The 17,599-nt window shown below is 70.9% G+C and carries 18 protein-coding genes; all 18 read right to left on the reverse strand.

Annotated elements, in window-relative coordinates; all coding sequences use genetic code 11:
* Window positions 1-189: 189 nt before the first annotated feature.
* Window positions 190-378, reverse strand: a complete 189-nt coding sequence (locus tag OG852_RS49420) for a hypothetical protein (RefSeq protein WP_330351700.1) — start codon at window positions 376-378, stop codon at window positions 190-192.
* A 600-nt stretch (window positions 379-978) separates the two neighbouring features.
* A complete protein-coding gene (locus OG852_RS49425) occupies window positions 979-1,692 on the reverse strand; it encodes a hypothetical protein (RefSeq protein ID WP_330351701.1) in 714 nt (237 codons plus the stop codon).
* Window positions 1,693-1,733: 41 nt separating this feature from the next.
* Complete coding sequence (locus tag OG852_RS49430; protein ID WP_330351702.1) at window positions 1,734-2,735, reverse strand: hypothetical protein; 1,002 nt, start codon at window positions 2,733-2,735, stop codon at window positions 1,734-1,736.
* Window positions 2,736-3,038: 303 nt separating this feature from the next.
* On the reverse strand, window positions 3,039-3,353 hold the full coding sequence (locus tag OG852_RS49435; protein WP_330351703.1) for a hypothetical protein: 315 nt from the start codon (window positions 3,351-3,353) through the stop codon (window positions 3,039-3,041).
* A 227-nt stretch (window positions 3,354-3,580) separates the two neighbouring features.
* Window positions 3,581-3,967 carry a hypothetical protein gene (locus OG852_RS49440; protein WP_330351704.1) on the reverse strand — a complete coding sequence of 129 codons (387 nt, stop codon included), beginning with the start codon at window positions 3,965-3,967 and terminating at the stop codon, window positions 3,581-3,583.
* Between the two features lie 231 nt (window positions 3,968-4,198).
* On the reverse strand, window positions 4,199-4,825 hold the full coding sequence (locus OG852_RS49445) for a hypothetical protein (protein WP_330351705.1): 627 nt from the start codon (window positions 4,823-4,825) through the stop codon (window positions 4,199-4,201).
* 42 nt (window positions 4,826-4,867) lie between these two features.
* Window positions 4,868-5,704 (reverse strand): tryptophan synthase subunit alpha, encoded by an 837-nt coding sequence (trpA, locus tag OG852_RS49450; RefSeq protein WP_330351706.1) that lies wholly within the window; start codon window positions 5,702-5,704, stop codon window positions 4,868-4,870.
* Window positions 5,701-6,969: an MFS transporter gene (locus OG852_RS49455; protein WP_330351707.1), complete on the reverse strand. Its 1,269-nt coding sequence runs from the start codon at window positions 6,967-6,969 to the stop codon at window positions 5,701-5,703. Before OG852_RS49455 ends, trpA begins: the two co-directional genes overlap by 4 nt.
* A gap of 277 nt (window positions 6,970-7,246) precedes the next feature.
* A complete protein-coding gene (gene egtD / locus OG852_RS49460) occupies window positions 7,247-8,239 on the reverse strand; it encodes an L-histidine N(alpha)-methyltransferase (RefSeq protein ID WP_330351708.1) in 993 nt (330 codons plus the stop codon).
* A 47-nt stretch (window positions 8,240-8,286) separates the two neighbouring features.
* Window positions 8,287-9,513, reverse strand: a complete 1,227-nt coding sequence (locus tag OG852_RS49465) for an MFS transporter (RefSeq protein WP_330351709.1) — start codon at window positions 9,511-9,513, stop codon at window positions 8,287-8,289.
* Between the two features lie 122 nt (window positions 9,514-9,635).
* Window positions 9,636-10,019, reverse strand: a complete 384-nt coding sequence (locus tag OG852_RS49470; protein WP_330351710.1) for a hypothetical protein — start codon at window positions 10,017-10,019, stop codon at window positions 9,636-9,638.
* Window positions 10,020-10,047: 28 nt separating this feature from the next.
* A complete protein-coding gene (locus tag OG852_RS49475) occupies window positions 10,048-10,419 on the reverse strand; it encodes a hypothetical protein (RefSeq protein ID WP_330351711.1) in 372 nt (123 codons plus the stop codon).
* A complete protein-coding gene (locus OG852_RS49480) occupies window positions 10,404-11,648 on the reverse strand; it encodes a glutathione synthetase (RefSeq protein WP_330351712.1) in 1,245 nt (414 codons plus the stop codon). Before OG852_RS49480 ends, OG852_RS49475 begins: the two co-directional genes overlap by 16 nt.
* A 34-nt stretch (window positions 11,649-11,682) precedes the next feature.
* On the reverse strand, window positions 11,683-12,954 hold the full coding sequence (locus tag OG852_RS49485; protein WP_330351713.1) for an ATP-grasp domain-containing protein: 1,272 nt from the start codon (window positions 12,952-12,954) through the stop codon (window positions 11,683-11,685).
* 56 nt (window positions 12,955-13,010) lie between these two features.
* Entirely contained in the window at window positions 13,011-14,102 is a 1,092-nt protein-coding gene (locus OG852_RS49490; RefSeq protein ID WP_330351714.1) for a GNAT family N-acetyltransferase, read from the reverse strand.
* Between the two features lie 65 nt (window positions 14,103-14,167).
* A complete protein-coding gene (locus tag OG852_RS49495; RefSeq protein ID WP_330351715.1) occupies window positions 14,168-14,860 on the reverse strand; it encodes an HAD-IA family hydrolase in 693 nt (230 codons plus the stop codon).
* A complete protein-coding gene (locus OG852_RS49500; RefSeq protein ID WP_330351716.1) occupies window positions 14,857-16,026 on the reverse strand; it encodes an MFS transporter in 1,170 nt (389 codons plus the stop codon). The genes OG852_RS49495 and OG852_RS49500 overlap by 4 nt, the downstream gene beginning before the upstream one ends.
* 119 nt (window positions 16,027-16,145) lie before the next feature.
* Complete coding sequence (locus tag OG852_RS49505; RefSeq protein ID WP_330351717.1) at window positions 16,146-17,330, reverse strand: MFS transporter; 1,185 nt, start codon at window positions 17,328-17,330, stop codon at window positions 16,146-16,148.
* Window positions 17,331-17,599 lie beyond the last annotated feature (269 nt).

The following is a 17,599-nucleotide window of genomic DNA, read 5'->3' on the forward strand; positions in this document are numbered from 1 at the left end:
CCGTCCTCCTTCCCCAAAGTTGTCTCCCCTCCCGTGATCACCTTGAAGTTCCCCTGGATGAAGCCCTGGCCGTTGCCGGCCACGCGATGTTCGCCCCGAACGGCAGCCACATCCCCACATCCGACCAGGCCGAGACCAGCCAGACTGTCTGTGCCTCCCTGTGGTGGGTCAAGGACGACGGCACCTACCTCATGTCCAACGCCCTACAAGAAGGGCAAGGACCCGGGCATCGCGTTCGCCGAGGGCTACGGGCCGGGCACCGCTGCGCGCGGCATCCTCGGCGGCGAAGACCGTGTCGTCGCCGTCTTCGCTGTGCACGATCCGCATTCCCGCGAGTGCCTGCACTCTCAGCTCATCCATGCGCGCCGCGACGGACACACCGTGCTCTTCCTGGAGACGGACGGCAACACCGTAGTCATGAGCACCGGCCGCTGGCCTCGCCCCGGTTCTGGTCAGAAGCCGGCGGCCTGCATGGCACGCCCTCGCGGGGCAACACGGTCGCGCAGAGCTGAACTGGTCACTATCCCGTGCCGGACGCCGACGGGCCCCTGGCCGGTCAGCCCAGGACCGGGCGGCGGTGGGAAGAGCGGGTGCTTCCCAGGGTGTTCCTGGGAGTCGACGGCTCCTGCGGATCCCAGCCGCCAGGCGTCGATCACGGGCGCCGTCTTGATCAGCGTGAACGGAAGGGGCTGCGGAGCCAGCTGCCGTCCGCCGTGGTGGGCGGGGCCGTGGATTTCGCGGCGACCGGCTCGGTCGCGGGCTCGCTGAACGGGGTGGAGCTCGGTCTCGGAGAGTGCGCCAAGCTGCGGGGCTGCGGCGAAACGGCGTGGGAGAAGCGCGGCTTCAGGGTGTCCGGCGGAGTGCGGGGGACCGGGCGGTGCGGCCGCGGAGGGCGGACGGGCCCGCCGCCGGTGATGTTCCGGTAGCGCGGCGGTACGGCAGGGCGCCGGGGTGGAGAAATGGTGGTCATGTGCAGTCCTAGGTGAGTCGGCGCAGCAGGGCGGTGAGGGCGGCCTGGTCGTTGGGGGTGATGCGGACCAGGGCGTGGGCGACGGCGAAGCCAGGCCCGCCGGGGCGGGTGTCGCGGTCGGAGTGGATCCAGGCGGCGACCGCGTTCGCGAGGCTGTGACGAATCTGTGCCCGAGGACCGCCCAGCCGGTGGATCGCGATGGCGGCCTCGGTGCACAAGGCGGCCCCGGTGGCGTGGTCCTGGGCCATCAGGGCGAAGTGCGCCTGCAGTTCGACCCCCATCGCCGTGTAGGGGTGGTCGCGGCCGTGCTGAGCGACGAGGTGCTGGGTGGCGCGGTGAGCGGCGTGCTGCGCGGCATGCCACTGTCCAGCGCGTTGGGCTGCTCGCACGCTGTCCAGGAGCCGGGTGTCCTCCGGAATGCCCTGGCCCCATATCGGGTCGGGGGCCGTGTCGTCTGCGGCGGCCGGTACCCGTGCGGGGTGGATGGTGCCGTCGGCGGCGATCTGGTGCTGCTCGACGCGTCCGTCGGCGTGTCCGATGCTGAGCCTGATCGGCCGGCGCCTGTGCCCGGCTGCGGTGCGTAGAGGGGCGCACACTCGCTCGATGAGGACCTCGGGCGGTTCGGGCCCTTCCCGCAGAAGACCCTGGGTGTGGATGCTGCCGTTCGGGAGGATGATGATCGTCTCGTGTATGTCGGTGGTGAGTGACTGATCCAGGGGCACCGCGGTCTCCCTCGGTCGTGGTGGGGTGGGCGGGCTCGAGGTCAGCGGGAGTCGACCATGGCGTAGCGGTAGTCGAGGATCTCCGGCTTGCCCTGGAGGGGGAGATGGACGACGGTCTCGCCCTGGAACTGGTCGGCGACGAGGGCGCGCGGCGTCCGGTTGTAGACGGACTCGGTCTTGCCGGGGGTGATCTGGAGTCCGGAGTTCTTGACGAGGCTCTCTTGCTTGTGGGCCAGCGGTGCGATCACCAGGACGCCCGTGTCGGTGCGCAGCGTGTAGACCTTCTGGTGGAGGGGTGTGACCGGGAAGAAGTTCACCGTGGCCTGTGAGCCGAGGGTGTCGCCGCGTTCCTTGTAGGTCGTGAGGATGTTCTTCGCGCTGTCGTTCGTGTGGGACAGCTTGCTGCCGTCCTTCGTGCCTCCGGTGGCGAAGAGGTCTTCGACGGCGTCCGTGACGTTGGCGGGTGCGAGCAGGCCGACCGGGGAGTTCGCGTCGGCGGGCTCGGCCAGGCCGTCCTTGGTCGTCGGGGCGGGGAGGGCTCGTTGAGGGAAGAGGGAGATGACCTTCTTCCAGGTGTCGCCGGTGTCGGCGGACTTCTCGAAGACCATGACGGTGTGATTTTTGCCGGTGGTCGATGCTTCGGCCGCGAACCAGTTGCCCGTGGCGGGGATCAGGAAGGAGCGCTGGGTGAAGGTGAAGGGCTCGCCGGCCTGCTTCTTGTCCTTGGCGCTTAGGGTGGCGAACTGCTCGTAATCGGCTTTGCTGCGGGCATACAGCTGCCCGGCTTCCACGGTGGCCAGGAGCTTGGCGTCGCGGGTCGCGTTCGCACGGTTGTTCACATCCTGGTAGGTGTCGAGGATCATGTCAGCCTCGGCGCGGGTCACCACGCCGCGAGGAGGCGCACTGGTGGGTGGTGCGCTGGTCGGGCCGTCGTGTGCGGGCTTGCCGTCGTTGGTGCAGCCGCTCAGCACCGCGGCCGTGACGACAGTCAGCAGGCACAAGGCGCGCAGGGGGCGACGGTGCGGGAGGGATGTGCTGCTCATGCTCAAAGGTCCTTTCGTGGGTGCGGGGGCTGGGGGCATGACGGAGGCTGTTCGCTGCGGGATGCCTCGCGCGCGAGGCGGCAGGACCAGTCCTCGGACCCCCTGGTCGGCCCGAGGCCGTCATGCGGGTGAAGATCGGCGGCCCAGCCCGGAGGCCCGGAGGAGAGGTCAGCGCGCCTGGGCTGTTGGCTGGCCCGGCCGGCCTTCGTGCTCTTCGTCTCCACGGTGCGGTTCTCCTTGTTGTGGCGGAGTGGAGAGGGCGTCTCGTCTTCTCGTCGGGCGAGGCCGGCCCGGTGGCCGTGTTCATGCGGCCGAGGTGATCACGTGGGTGAGCACAGTGGCGGCCCAGATCAGCGGGACGAGGGCTACGTACGCCAGCGGACGGTGCAGGACGGGCTTCCCGAGCGGAAGTTGACGCGTGCCGGGTACGGGGATGGCGGGCTGGAGTCGGCGCAACTTGCGGTAGGCGCCCCAGTTGGACAGCAGGGCGAAGGGGGTTCCGACGATCAGGGAACCGACGCCCCACCAGCCCTGCCAGAGAGTCTTGGTGGTCAGCTCTCGCACCAGGGCGACTCCGCAGATGGCGCAGAACGGACCGTCTACCTTGTGCCATCGCATGAGGACGATGAAGCCTTGGTGGGCGCGAATCGCGCACGAGGCCACGGGGGCGACGCGGCACACCCGGCATCCGATCGGGGGCATCGGCGCGAACGCCGGTTCAGCTGACGGGACTCCGGTGCCTGCGCCCTGCGGCGCCTGATGGGCGCGATACCAGGCTGGCATCTCGTAGTCGAGGGTGAATTCGGATTCCGGGCCGGAGTGGTGGCCTGGTTGGGGTGGCGTGGTCATGAGAGGGGCTCCGGGACGGTTTCCGCGCTTGCCGCCTGGGGATGAAAGGCGGGCTCCCAGCCGGGAGCGCTGTGCCACGTGGTGTGGGCGATGCAGCGCAGAGCCCATCCCAGGGCGCTGATCTGCATGGTGAACAGGTCGTTGTCGGTACGGGCGGCCAGTTCGCGCTTGTTGTCCCATTCCTCAAAGACATCGCCGACTCCGGCCGCCCACTTTCGTTCTTCGGTACAGCCGGTGGCATGCACGTGGGCCAGGCGCGCTCGGACGAACGCGGCGAGGCGGGCGTCGCGTGCCTGTTCCCAGGAGGGGTCCGGGCCTTGGCGGGTGAACCGCTCGAGGCCAGGGTCGGGGAGGCGGCCGGAGGACCGGTGGACGACGTTCATCGCGAGTCTCCGCAGGCGGTGAGGCAAAACGCCGCCGCTGCGCCGAGGGCGGCGGCACCATTGCGCGTGCGGCGTGGGAACGGGTGGGGAGAAGGCATCGGGATCACTCCTGGTGGAATCGAGAAGGGCAAAGGGGTGCTGCGCGCGGGCGGGGCACTGCGTTGTGGGGGCGGCAGTCGAGCGGGACGCATCCGCTTCGCGGTGTGCGTTGACGAGGCGCCCGGCGATCGGTCAGCTCTTCACAGGCCACTGCAGCGGCTTGTTGTAGAAGCCCTGGGTGAGCTCGACCGCGGCGGCCTTCTGGGTCTGCGGGATGAGGAAGGCGGTGCAGACTCTCTTGGACTGGCCGGCTGCGAGCTTCGTGTCGGAGTCGAAAGGCGGGCAGCTGGGCCACTTCGCTTGGCCGAGCAGCACGATGAGGGCGCGGGTGCGCTGGCCTGAGTCCGTCCGGACTACCAGATCGTCATCCATGTCGCTGAGCGACATCGGCTTGCCGCTCTTGTGGGTGAGCGTCACCCAGACGTAGACGGGCACCTGCGCGCCGTCTTCCTTGTCCTGCTCAAGCCCTGAGTGGTCGAAGTCGTCCTTGGTGCCGGTAACGACTTTGGTGGGCGTGACCGTGTACGCGGCGCCTCGGGAGGCCCGCATCTGGCTCTCCTGGACCGGGCTGGCTTCGCCCAGACGGAACGTCGATTTCTCCTGGTCCGCACTCGTCGTGGAGGAGGAGCTCTTGTTGTGGCCGGCCGCGCCGGTGTCCGAGCCGGTGCTGCAGGCGGTGAGAGTGATCGCTGTGGCGACGCCCATGGCGAGCATGGTCAGGTGGCGCAGGTCCGTGGTCGGGAGCGTGGGACGGGACATGGTGGCGTATTCCTCCTCGTGGAAGGGGTGGGGGTCTGCTGGTCAGGCTGCGCAGTGCCGGAAGCGGCGTACTCCGGCGGCGAAGTCGCGGGCGATCTCGGCGGCTGCGGTCGCGGGTGCGTCGGGTTGGTCTCTCATGCGGCGGATCACAGCCGAGCCGATGACCACGGCGTTCGCGTACTCCGAGACGACTGCGGCTTGCTCTGGCGTGCTCACACCGATGCCGACCGCGACGGGCAGGCGGGTCGCGGTGCGCAGGTGGTGGACCAATTGCGGCAGGCTGGGGTTGAGCGGGCGTTGGGAGCCCGTGAGGCCGGGGGTCGCCGGCGCGTAGACCATGCCGCTGTGCGACGCGCCGATCGCTGCGAGTTGAGCGGCGGAGGCGTGAGACGGAATGAGAGGGACGGTGTGCAAGCCCGCCGCGGCCGCCGCCGCTCTCCACGCGGGAGCGGCTGGTGGGGGAAGGTCAGGGACGAGCACGCCCGACCCGCCCGCGGCGGCCAACTGGTTCACGAAGGCCTCAATGCCGTACTGCGCGATCGGTGCCCAGTACGACATGACCAGCAGCGCGGTCGAGGTAGACGCGGTCAGTGCGGACGTGGCGGTGAAGACGTCGTGCATCTCGAAGCCGGCGGCCAGCGCCTGGGCGGAGGCTTCTCGGATCACGGGGCCGTCCATGACCGGGTCCGTGTGCGGGATGCCGATCTCCAGGACGTCGGCGGACTGGGCCATCAAGTGCAAGGTGTCCAGGCTGACTGTGCGTGTGGGATAGCCGAGTGGCAGGTACAGGCCGAGCGCAGCCCGGGCTTCGGTGTGGCTGGCAGCGAGGGCGCGGTCGAGGCGGGCAGCGGGCGGCCAGGACGGTGTGGAGTTGCTCATGACGGCCTCTCGGGCGACGGGCGACGGGAAGGGACGACTGCCGTGCACAGCGCGAGGCGCTGACAGACTGGGGCGGAGAGGACGAGGGCGAGCGTGGCCGTGGCTGCCGGGAGGGCCCACGGGCCCTCGAGCACACCGGCGGCCGCTGTGCCCAGGGCCTGGCCCAGCCCGAAGGCTGCGATGAGCCAGCCGTACGCCTCGACGAGGGTGCCGGGCGGGGCAAGCTCTGCGACCACCTGATACGCGCACGTCAACAGCGCCCCGAAGGCCATGCCGGGCAGCACCGTCAGCGCGAGCGCGGCGAACGGTGGCGGGTCGAGGCACAGCGGCACCCAGACGGCCGCGAATACTGCGGCGGTCAGCGCGAGTTGCCGACTGAGGGGAACAGGCAGCGGCAACGCGGTCCAGGCGGCGGTGCCCAGGAGGGCACCGACCGACACCCCGGCGGGCAGGACGCCCGCCAGCCACGAAGCGGCATGCCGTTCACTCGCGGCCAGGGCGGCCACCGACAGCGCGCCCAGCGTCCCGCCGACCGCGGTCAGGACCAGCAGCATCCACCGCATGCCGACCGAGCGCAGAGCACCGAGCGGTCCGCGACACACTGGCCCGGGTCGCCACCTGCGGGACGGAGCCGACGCCGCGACGGCGAGAGCCCCTCCCAGCCCAAGGCCGGCGGCCACGGCGAAGGTGATGCCGGGCGGTGCCACTGCCGCGAGAGCGGCGGCGGTGAGAGGGCCGGCGACGTAGACCAGTTCCTGACTTCCGCAGTCGATGGCCAACGCCGCACGCAGGTGCCGCGGGGTGGGGGTGAGAGCGGGCCACAGTGCCCTCAGAACCCCCTCCATCGGCGGGGCCGTTGCTCCCGCGACGGCGACGGCGACGGCTGCAATCAGCAGGTCTACTGTTCCGGCGGCCGCAAGGACGAGGAGTGCGGCCGCCGACGTGATAGCGCCAGCCAGGAGAGTGCGGGTCTGTCCCCGCCGGTCGACCAGGCGGCCGAGCAGTGGCTGCCCGACCGCTACCGCGAGCCCGTACAGGGAGGCGAGCGCGGCCCCAGCGCCGTATCCGTGACCGTTCGCCCGCGCGGCGATCAGCAGCGCGACCGGCGTCATGCCCAACGGCGCCCGGCTCACGAGCGTGGCGGCCAACAGCCGCGCGGCAAACGGCAGCCGCAGCACGGTGCCCCAGTGCACGGGTGGCTGTGGGGTGTGGTGAGTCGGCGTGGCTCGCACGAGGTGGTCGGGGGGCGTCTCGACCGCGCTCATGTGCGCGCTCCCCGGTGTAGAGTCCCGCGCCGCTGTGTCCGGCCGCCGTGGTCTTTTGTCTCGGCGTCCGGGGACTCAGCACCGCTGGGTGCAGGCGGATGCGCCGGCAATATCCGCTGGATCGGGTGCTCGCGGTATGGAAGGGGGTGCGCGCCCCGGGTCGGCAGAGGGCGTGCAGCGTGCGCTGAGCCGTCGGTGGTGCGCATCATCGTCCTTCGGTCGGCACGGGAAGCCCCAGGCCGGGTACAGGTGTGCGAGGGATTGGCTGTGACGGGCATCAGGCCGCCGGGGTGATGTCGTCGGCGCGTGCAATCATGGCCAGTCCGTAGAGCCGGGCGGGGTCGGTCCACCAGTGGCTCAGCTCCAGGCCGGCGGCGTTGAGCTGGGCAGCAAGGCCCTGAGGATGGAACTTTGCGCTGACCTCGGTGCGCAGTTCCTCTCCTGCGGTGAAGGACACGACCAGGTCCGCGCCGCGCAGGGTGACGGTCTGGTCCCGGCGGGACCGCAGACGCATCTCGATCCACTCGTGGTCCGCGTCCCAGACCGCCACGTGCTCGAAGGCGCTCAGGTCGAAGTCGGCGTCCAACTCCCGGTTGAGGCGGCGCAGAAGACCGAGGGAAAAGGCAGCCGTCACGCCGGCCGCGTCGTTGTACGCGGGAATGATGACGGCTGGGTCCTTGACCAGGTCCACGCCGAGCAGCAGGCGGTCACCAGGAGCCAGACTGGAGGTGAGGGTTCCCAGGAACGACGCCTGCTCGGGAGGAAGCAGGTTGCCGAAGGTTCCGCCGAGGAAGGCGAACAGGCGTGGCCCGTCGGTGGGCGGAAGGTCGACTGCGGCGGTGAAGTCGGCGAGGAGGGGTTTCACCGCCAGGCCCGGGTACTCCGCCGCGATGGAGGCGGATGCCTGGGTTAGTGCGCTGGAGCTCACGTCGACCGGCACGTACGTGGTGAGCGGTCCGGTCAGGGCATCGAGCAGCAGGCGCGTCTTGGCCGAGCAGGAACCGGAGCCCAGCTCGATCAAGGTCTTGGCGCAGGTGAGCCATGCGATGGTGGTGCAGGAGTCGGCGATGATCGCCTGCTCCGTCCTGAACGGGTAGTACTCCGGCAGTCGGGTGATCTCGTCGTACAGACGGCTCCCGTCCGCGTCGTACAGCCACTTCGGCGAGAGCTGTTTCGGGGACGTGGTGAGCCCCCGTACGACGTCTGTGCGCAGTTCAGCAAGGTGATCGGGCGCAGGCGAGGCCGCGGCGGGCAGAGTGGGTGCGGTCATCGGGGAAGTCCTTTGGACGAGTGAGGTGGCGCGGGAGGGGACGGTGTTCACGTGGTCACCTGCTGGGGTTCGGCGACGGCGGTGGGAAGGACCCGAGGACGTCTTCGTCCGCGGGCGGCGCAGAGCACGACGAGGGCCGCAGCACCGCCGGCCGGCAGGAGCGCGCGGGCGAAGGAGAGGCCGGAGGCCGCGGTGCCCACGGCGCATCCGATGTCGAGAGCCGCAACGAGCAAGGCGCTGGCCTCGGTGACCGTGCCAGCCGGCGCCAGGCGGACGGTGAGGAGGTAGGCCGCGCTGAGCAGCGGGGCCATGACGAGGCCCGGTAGCAAGCACGCCGCGACCGCGAGAAGGGAGTTGCCGGCCGCCAGAAGGGGGATCCAGCCCGTCGCGAAACCAGCGCAGAGGACCACCAGGTGCAGTGCCGTCGGGCCGGGCCACGAGCGCGCCCCGTACAGGAGTCCGCCGACCAGGGCCCCGGCGGAGACGGCGGCGGGCAGTGCGCCGGATAGCCCGGCGTATTGGAACTGGTCGGCGAAGGTGACCGCGAGCGGGGTGAGGGCGCCTATGGGGACGCCGATGAACAGCATGGCCGTGTAGAGAACCCGCAGGGGCTGAGACCGCAGCGGGCCCAGCCGGTCCGCTCGGCGAGACTGCGCCGTCCACGCGCGCGAAGGGGGCGCGGTGACGACGAGGACCGTGCCCGCGAACCCGACAACTGCCGTTGCCACCACGGCCCAGCGGGCCGACGACGTGTAGGCCAGGGCGGCCACCAGCAGGGGGCCAGCGATGAAGATCAGCTCTTGTACTGCCGCGTCCAGCGCGACAGCAACCCGTTCGTGCTCGCGGTCCGGCATCAGTGGGCTCCACAGGGCACGCAACGTCGCGTCGAGCGGGGGCTTTGCCACTCCTGCCAGGGCCACCGCCGTGAGCACGACCCCCCAAGGTGCGCCGTCTGCCGTGAGCAGGAGGAGTCCGCCGGCTGCCATGGCCGCGCTCGTCGTCAGCACTCTTGTCTGGCCGTGCCGGTCGACCAAACGGCCGAGCAGGGGCCCGCCCACGGCGTTGGCCAGCAGGTACACGGCAGCCAGTCCGCTCCCCGTCTGCAACCCGCCGTTCTCGGTGCCGATCAGGACGATGGCGAGGGGCGCCATTCCCGATGGCAGACGGCCGATCAGCGTGCCGATCAGCAGCCGGGCGGCATGGGGCACCCGCAGCACGCTGCGATAGGTGGCAGCGTGCAGTGGCCTTTCGGCCGTGGCGGGGGCGGTCTGCACAGGGGCTCCTGAGGACGGGCGGGATGCACAGGGAAGGAAGGGATCCGGGTGTGTGGGTATCGGTCCGGCTTCTTCGGCCAGCACCGGAGGTTCCAGCTGGGCTCGGGGCGGGGCCGGGTGGGTCAGGCGCCCACGTAGAACTCGTGCTTCGGGCCGCACTTCGTCGGCGCCTTGCCTGTCTTCATCACGCAGGCCCGGATCGTGTGCGTCCCTTCGAAGAGGGTCGGCGTCTTCCAGGAGCAGCGGCCGTTGTTGAGGGTGTCCTGGACGCTGAGGAGCAGACGATCGCCGAAGCCGAAGACCTGTGTCACGGCTTTGTAGCCGTCGGTCTTGATGTCGCAGGCGGAGACCCGGCCGTTGTAGGAGTTGTAGATCCCTTCGGCGCCACCGCCGTTGGAGGTGACCCAGCCGGAGCTGGCGGCGGCCGGCGTCGTGGCGAGCGCGACGGCGAGGGCGCCGCCGATGGCGAGGGGAGCCGTGCGCTGCAGGGCGCGGGAGATGCGCATGGAAAGGTTCCTTCCGGGAGCAGGGTTGTCAGCGGTGGGGGTTGTGGGACCAGGGGCCGAGGACGCTGCTCGCCGGAAGGGCCACCAGGTGCAGGTGGTCGGGGAGAGAGTCCTGGTAGTGGGCGAGTTCTGCGGCGCTCACGGGTGGGCTCGGCGCCCGGTCGGCAGCCGAGTCGAGGGCCGCGAGGACCTCGCCGTCGATGTCCGGGGGGCCATGCCAGCGCAGGGCCAGCAGGTCGTGGCCCTCACGGTTGCGTTCGGGCAGCGTCCGCCCTGTCGGCGGTGTGCTCCAGATGGGCAGGGGGTCGATAACCACCAGGGCGAATAGGTTGCCGAGGCCCTGGAAAGCGGCCTGGACCCGCGAGGCCAACGGCGGGACTGTCATCAGGGGCGGATGCATGCCGGCCTCCCGTACAGGCCGAGGTTCTCGGCGGCTCGGATGACCTGGTCGTCTTGGTTGATGGCGCGGCTGTCGTCCGCGACGAGGAGGAGCCATCCCGTGATCTGGCCGGCTCGAACCGGGGTGTCGGCAGTGAGCACGGTGGTGGCGGCGACGGTGGGCAGCGCGGTGATGGTGCGCAGCAGGGCGTGATCCAGTGCACCGTCGTGCCGCGGCAGCAGGGCGATCTTCGTGACGTGGGCACGGCGAAGGTGGCGGGCCACGGGGCGGCGCCCGGTGGTGAGCAGCAGCGCCGTGTCACGGATGGGGTCGTGGCCGGTGGCCTGACGCAGCACGTCGGTGGCGAAGTCGGCGTGGGGATCGGTGCGCAGGGACAGCAGGGCGGGTCCGCGGTCGGGGATGAAGGTGACCGTGGCGTGGGCGGGGCCGTAGCGGACCCCGAGGGCGGTGAGCGTGCGCATCATGTAGAAGGCGAGGGCGCGGGCCAGAAGCCCGTGGCGGCTCAGGAGGTCGGCGCGGCATACCTGTTGGTCGGCGGTGCGGGTCTCGGACCAGATCGCGGTGATGCTGTGGTCGGTGGATCCGTCGCTGCCGGGGCCAGTGAGGGTGTGGATGCGGTAGTGGGTGCCGGCGAGGTGCTCGCGCAGGACCAGCGGCTGGGTGCTGGAGTCGTGGATTCGGTGCCAGGCGGAGCGGATGTCGTCTTCAGTGCGGCAGACGGAGGAAGGATGGGCGTGGGTGGGGTCGGGGTGCTGGAGGACGAGTTCGGCCGCCTGCGTGTAGGTGGCCCATTCCAGGGCGTTGGCCAGGCGTGCGGTGCGGATGCTGCGGGGCGCGGTGATTCCCGCGTCGAGTAGCGCGGCGCTGGTGAGTCCGGCATCGCGGCGGATGTCCGCGGTGTCGAGAGCGTTGCCGGGCAGATGGAGCCGGGCGGCGAGCAGGTCGGCGAGTTCTGTACCGGCTGGTGAGCCGGCGATGACGGCCTGGACTCCGAGGCGGGTGAGGTGGCTGGCGGTGCGTCGCAGGCTCGTGCGGTGGGTGACGTGCCGGAGGTAGCCGGTGTTGTCGTCCGGTTGGTGGGAGGGTTCGGTGACCGCGACGGAGTTCCAGCCGTGCCGGGCCAGCGCGGGCACGTACCGGTCGCCGGCGTCAGCGGGAGCGATGACGGCGGCGGTGCCGGTGCGGTACGCGGACGCGGCCGCCGCGTGAAGGGGTGCGGCGAGGGCCATGGTCGGGTCTCCTGTGTGTGTCGGTGCCGTGCGGTCAGGCGACGCAGGCGGTGGTGGCGTTGTCGGGCTGGATGTGGATGCCACTGCGTTCTTCGACCAGTTGCAGTCGCCGGTGGCAGACGTCGGGGTCGGGCCCGGTGACCACGGCCAGTGCCAGGCGGTCCAGCAGCGTGGCGCGGGGCGGGGCGTTGACGTGCCTGCCGGGTGCGGCGAGCCACTCGAAGCGGTTGAGCCAGGCGGCGAACATGCCGGTGTGCATTGCCGTGACGCGGCCGGTGCCGGGCGGATAGAGGAAGCGGACGGCGGCGTTCTGGTGCTGGCTGGGGACCAGTTCGGGGTCGGCGCCAACGGCGAGGTCGGCCGCGATCTGCGGCAGGTTGAGGCCGGTGGCCAGGTGGACCAGGTGCGGGATGAGGTCTCCGCCGAGCCGGGCATTGATCTCGACGATGCGCGGGCCCTGGTGGGTCAGGCGCATCTCGACGTGCATGACGCCGCTCGTGATGCCGACCGTGTGCAGCGCGCTGAGGGCGACCTCGTGAATGCGGGAGTCGGCCAGGAGAGGGTCGGTGGTGTCGACGAGGTGGCCGGTCTCCTGGAAGGTGGGTTCGTCGCCGAGATACTTACGGGTGATCGCGGCGATGTGGACGCTTTCGTGGCCCAGGACGACGCACTCCACGCTGATCTCGGGGCCATCGAGGTACTCCTCGATCAGCACGCCGGCGGTCCCGGTGTTCTCCAGTCCGAAGAGGGTCGCGCCGCGGGCGGCCTGGTAGGCGTCGCGGACCTGGTCGGCGGTGTCGGCTCGGCGCACGCCGGCGCTTCCGCCCATCGACCGGGGCTTGAGGACGACAGGGCCGCCCAGGAGAACCGCGTACTCGACGGCGGTCTCGGCGTCCGGGACGAGATAGGAGCGTGCGGAGGGAACGTTGGCCGCGGTGAGCAGGGAGCGGCTGAGGTACTTGTCCCGGCAGGCTTCGACGGCGCTGGGGGTGTTGCCGGGCAGCATGAAGCGCTCGGCGATCCGGGCCGTGAGCACGACGTGCTGCTCCATGTAGGTGAACACCCCGGCAACGCCCTGGTCGGCGGCCAGTGCGCCGACGGCGGCGGCGACTGCTTCGGTGTCCGCCAGGTCGACGGCGACGGAGAGGACAACGTGGTCGTTGGCCCACTCGGGAGGCTGGTCGTCGAGGAGGGCGACACGGTGGCGGGCGCCGATGTGCTGCAGTCCGTATCCGCGCCAGATGCGGCTTCCTGCTCCGATGACGATGAGCAGCGGCGATCTCGAGGGCTGCGATGAGTGGGGCACGGTGTGGTCCTGACGGTGGTTCGGGCAGGGAGTGTCCGCGGTGTTCCGGTCGGGGGTCAGGCCTTGTTCCAGGCCCGCAGGACGTGCTGGTTCAGTCCTGTGTGCAGGGCTCCGAGTCGGCTGATGAGGTGAGGGTTGGGCCTGGTGAGGTAGACCGCGGAGGTGAGCGCGACGGGGAGCATGCCGAGGCGGGCCTTGTAGGCGTAGTCGAAGCGGCCGGCGTCCAGGACACTCGCGCCGGTGTCGACGGCGAACTTGACGCTCTCGTGCATCAGCCAGCTGTAGACCGGCAGGTCCCGGTTGCGGGCGTCGACGGCAGCGGTCCACAGGTAGAGCGCCGAGCCGTAGCGGAAGCAGAAGAAGCCACCGGCGAGTGTGCCGTCGCGGTGTTCGGCGAGGAGTCCGACGGCGCCGGGGACGCGGGTGAGCGGGGTGAACATGTCGGTTCCGTACAGGGCCCGGTTCCGGCTGGCTGAACCGGCATGCGAGGCGAACTCCGCGATGTATGGGAGGAGTTCGATACCTCGGGCGATCTTGAGGGTGAGGCCGGCGTCGGTGCCGCGGCGGTGCTCGCTGCGGAATGCGCGGCTGGTCGTGCTGGAGGGGAAGTTCGCGATGAACTCGTCGACGGATGCGCCGACGCGGGCTCGGTGGGCCCAGGACAGGACGACTTCGGCGTCGGGGGTTCGGGCTTGGTTCCACAGGGTTCGCTCGGCGGGCGGGATGTTCGCGATGACCAGGGCCTCGGTGCCGAGGTCGCGGGCAAGCGCACGGCCGCGGTCGACGGCCTCGCCCAGGACGGACACGGCCGCGCCGGGCAGTCCGCCGTACTCGCCGTATGCGGACGGGCTGTACAGGACGTCGGCCTCGAAGGTCGGACGGGTGACGCCGGCGTCGCCTTCCATGGAGTGCCACAGCGGGCTGTTGCTGACCTGGTAGAAGGACATGCGGTGCTGGCGCGGACCGTCATGGAGGAAGAGGTGGTGACGGCTGCGGACCTGCTCGGTACGCACCGCCTGCCAGGCGGCGGCCCACTCACGGGTGTGGAAAGGAGTGGCCGCGGGCCGCTCGGCCGGGAGTGCGACCACCGAGGAGTGCCACGTGCTCGTCACGGCACGGGAGTTGGGGCTCAGGGCAGTCAGGCTCATGGTCAGCTCTCCGGTTGATGGGGATTCGGCGGGTGCCGGGCCGGCGGGACGGCGTCGCGAGGCGGTCATGCGCTGGCAGCGAGGGCGGCCGGGCGTGTGACGGCGGGCTGCTGGAGAAGTCGGCGGGCGAGCGCGGCCGGGTCGCCGGTGTAGTGCAGGGTCTGCAGGCCGAACCGCTCGGCGGCTTCGACGTTCTCCAGCCGGTCGTCGACGAACAGGGTCTTTGCGGGGTCCGGCAGTCCGGCGGCTTCAAGCGCGGCCTCGTAGGCCCGCCTGTGGGGTTTGTTGGCTCCGATGCGGGCGGAGTAGACGGTCCGGCTGAACAAGGTGGCGCACCAGTCGGTGTCGTCGAGGACGTTTGCCAGCGGCTTGGGTGCGTTGGACAGGAGTACAAGACGCAGTCCGGTGGCGTGGGCTGTGCGCAGAAGGTCCAGCACGGCCGGGTCCGTGGCGGTCCACATGGCGATGTCGGCGGTGCCGAGGGCGGCCAGGAGGCTGCTGCCCGGGGCTGCGGTCCGCCCGTTGCGCAGCAGCCCGCTCCAGAAGGTGTGGGTGACGGCGATGCCCTCGTCAAAGGGTTCCCGCCGCTGCCAGAACGCCTGTTGGAAGGCGTGGGTCTCGTGGGGGTGCCATCCCGCGAGGTCGGCGAGCTGGGCCCACTGGGCGGAGGTGGGCTGGCGGCCGATGACCCCGTTGTAGTCGAGGATCACCGCCTCGAGGTCGGCGCCGTTGGGGGTGGTGGGCTTGGAGGCGGTCATCGAGACTCCAGGGCTCGGTAGGAGGCGAGGGCAACCGCCGCCGCCAGGACGACGGGCAGGGCCAGTGCGGTGGTCAGGCTGGTGAGCGAGGCGATCGCTCCGATGGCGGCCGGTCCGGCGAGCAGGCCGAGGTAGCCGGCACTGGCGACCGTGCCCACGGCACGCGGTCCTCCTCGTCCGGCGGCTGTGATGAGGGCCGGCATGGCTGTGGACAGGCCGGCGCCGAGGGCCATCCAGCCGAGCAGGGCGGCCGGGGCGCTGCCGGCGATCAGTGCGGCACCGAGTCCGGCGGCGCCCAGCGCTGCGCCAACGCGCACCAGGACGGGTGCTCCGTAACGGCTGGTCAGCCGGTCTCCTGCGAGCCGGCCCGCACTCATGGCGGCGCTGTAGAGGGCGTAGGCGGCCGCCGCTGTTGCCTCGGAGCTGTGGAGGGAGTGCAGGTGAACTGCCGACCAGTCGGCGGCAGCGCCTTCAGCCAGCAGGCATGCAGCGGCCAGGGCGCCGAGCAGCCAGACAGTGGCGTGGGCAGTCTGCGCGGGCTTGACCTTGTCCGGGACTGCTTCGGGGCGCTGGGGCGCGTGATCGAGGGAAGTTGACGCCCGTACGCCCGGAACGGCGATGACCGCGGCGAGCACCGTGAAGGCGCCGACCATCGCGAACAGCACGCTGTGGGGCATCCAGGTGGTCACGGCTGCGAGCGCGGCCCCGCACAGAGCGCCGATTGAGTAGGCGGCGTGCAGCCCGGACATGATCGGCCTCTGGTAGGCGAGCTCGCAGTGGACGGCAGAGGCGTTGCAGCCGACGTCCAACAGCCCGTGGGCGATGCCGAAGACGACCGCGGCGGCGATCAGGGTCGGCAAGGTTCGGCACTGGCCGAGGAGGGCCAGACCGAGGCCGAAGACCATGGCGGGGACGATCAGCAGCCGGGAGGGACCGTGCCGGTGGGCCAGGCGCCCGCCGAGCTGGAGTCCGGCGACCATGCCGGCTGCGGCACCGAGGAGGACGAGTGAGAGTTGGCCCGGCCCGAGGTGTGCCGTGCTCTGGACCGCGGGCAGCCTCGTGCCCCAGACCGCCATGGCGAGGCCCAGCACGGCGAAGACACCGAGCAGCAGTCGTCGGTCGTTTGTCGGTGGGGCGGACTGCTCGGCCGCAGCGATCGCGGTCATCGCTCGGCCCCTGTCGCGGGCGTGGGCCGGCCGGTCGCAATGGGAGACCAAGGTCGCTGGGAATCCCGCGGGTTGGGCCGCGTGGTGGTGTGTCTCATGGCGGTTCTCCGGTTCGGCGGTCAGGAAGCGGCGGGGACGGGGACGGCGGTCATGCGTGCGGCCGTGCGCCGATGGGTGAGCCCGGCGAGCGGCAGGCACAGGGCTGCGCCCACGGCGCCGGCGGCAAGGGTCGTGAGCGCGGCGAGAGCCCCACCGCCAGAGGTCAGGGAAACGGCTGCGACAACCGGGGCGACGATCACGGCGACGGCGAGGGTGGATCCCCAGATGCCTGCGTACAGGCCGCGGGCGGACTCGGGTGCGAGCTTGTTGAGGACATCGGATGCGGCAATGAAAAAGGCGATCTCGCCGGGAACGGCGGCGACCACGGCGAGGCTGTAGCCGAGGGTGGTATCGGCGAGGCCGGCGCTGCCCATGCCGACGCCCAGAACGAGCGAGCTAGCCGCGAGTGTGCCGATCATGGGCCTCTGTCCCCCGCAACGGCGGCTGAGCCACGGCGTGAGCAGGGGGGTGAGGGCGATCACCGTTGCGGCGTTGGCGACCTGCGTCCATCCATAGGCGGTGGCAGCCAAGCCGTCGTCCTCCATGAGCATCGGAAGCGCGGTGAACATCCCCGCCGCGCACGTCAGGGCGAAGACGCTCGCCGCCCACAGCAGCCACAACCGCGCGTCGCTGGCCACGGCCCGTAGGGGGATGCGGCTGGAGGGCGCAATTGCGGAAGGGGCGTCGGCGGGCAGGGAGCGGTGGGCGATGAAGGCGCATGCCCCGCACGCGGCGGCGTTGAGCCAGAACAGGATCTGGAAGCCGAGATGCGCGGCCAGAAAACCGCCGACCGCTCCGGTGAGGGCCGCACCGATGTTCACGGCGCCGTGGCGCCATCCGTTGACCGAGGCACGCTGCGCGTCGTCCGTGATGAGGTCGGCAATGAGCGCCGAGACAACCGGGCGCGCCGCGTCGTAGACGATGCCGGCGACGAGAGCCCCGGTGCACACGGCGGCGAAGTCGTGTGCCTGCGCCAGCAGCGGAAGGAGGACGGCGGCCGTCGCCATCGCGGTCACCAGGGTGCGGCGTCGGCCAAGGCGGTCGGCAGCCCATCCGGTCAGCACCTGGCCGAGGAGCCAGCCGATGCCGAAGACAGCGAGGACCTGGCCGACTCCCGCGGTGGTATAGCCCAGGTGCTTGAGGTGGTAACTGAGGAACGGGTACGCGAAGCCGAAGCTGCGTGCCACGAGCGTGGTGACGAGCAAGGCCCAGATAGCGGGCGGCCACGGGCGTGGGGCGGGTTGGGCGGGAACTTTGGCGGCGGACAGGGTGGTGGCTGACACAGACGCTCCAGGAAAAGCGGACGCGAGTCGTTCCGGGCGGGGCGGCCGGCGTCAGCTGGTTCGGGCGCCGGTGGATGTGGGGGGCGTCGTCGCGGACGACGCCCCCGCTGAGCAGCTGGCCCACGCCCGCGCCGGAAGGACACGGGGGGATCGCCCCCAGGGGGATGGGAGGGAGGCGCCTGGCTGCGTCT

The organism is Streptomyces sp. NBC_00582, from assembly GCF_036345155.1.
GTDB lineage: Bacteria > Actinomycetota > Actinomycetes > Streptomycetales > Streptomycetaceae > Streptomyces.

Bases quoted from the DNA above. Each gene is read 5' to 3' on its own strand.
- OG852_RS49430 (WP_330351702.1), bottom strand. From the start codon at position 2,735: ATGAGCAGCACATCCCTCCCGCACCGTCGCCCCCTGCGCGCCTTGTGC.
- OG852_RS49435 (WP_330351703.1), bottom strand. From the start codon at position 3,353: ATGCGATGGCACAAGGTAGACGGTCCGTTCTGCGCCATCTGCGGAGTC.
- OG852_RS49440 (WP_330351704.1), bottom strand. From the start codon at position 3,967: ATGAACGTCGTCCACCGGTCCTCCGGCCGCCTCCCCGACCCTGGCCTC.
- OG852_RS49445 (WP_330351705.1), bottom strand. From the start codon at position 4,825: ATGTCCCGTCCCACGCTCCCGACCACGGACCTGCGCCACCTGACCATG.
- trpA (WP_330351706.1), bottom strand. From the start codon at position 5,704: ATGAGCAACTCCACACCGTCCTGGCCGCCCGCTGCCCGCCTCGACCGC.
- OG852_RS49455 (WP_330351707.1), bottom strand. From the start codon at position 6,969: ATGAGCGCGGTCGAGACGCCCCCCGACCACCTCGTGCGAGCCACGCCG.
- egtD (WP_330351708.1), bottom strand. From the start codon at position 8,239: ATGACCGCACCCACTCTGCCCGCCGCGGCCTCGCCTGCGCCCGATCAC.
- OG852_RS49470 (WP_330351710.1), bottom strand. From the start codon at position 10,019: ATGCGCATCTCCCGCGCCCTGCAGCGCACGGCTCCCCTCGCCATCGGC.
- OG852_RS49475 (WP_330351711.1), bottom strand. From the start codon at position 10,419: ATGCATCCGCCCCTGATGACAGTCCCGCCGTTGGCCTCGCGGGTCCAG.
- OG852_RS49480 (WP_330351712.1), bottom strand. From the start codon at position 11,648: ATGGCCCTCGCCGCACCCCTTCACGCGGCGGCCGCGTCCGCGTACCGC.
- OG852_RS49490 (WP_330351714.1), bottom strand. From the start codon at position 14,102: ATGAGCCTGACTGCCCTGAGCCCCAACTCCCGTGCCGTGACGAGCACG.
- OG852_RS49495 (WP_330351715.1), bottom strand. From the start codon at position 14,860: ATGACCGCCTCCAAGCCCACCACCCCCAACGGCGCCGACCTCGAGGCG.
- OG852_RS49500 (WP_330351716.1), bottom strand. From the start codon at position 16,026: ATGACCGCGATCGCTGCGGCCGAGCAGTCCGCCCCACCGACAAACGAC.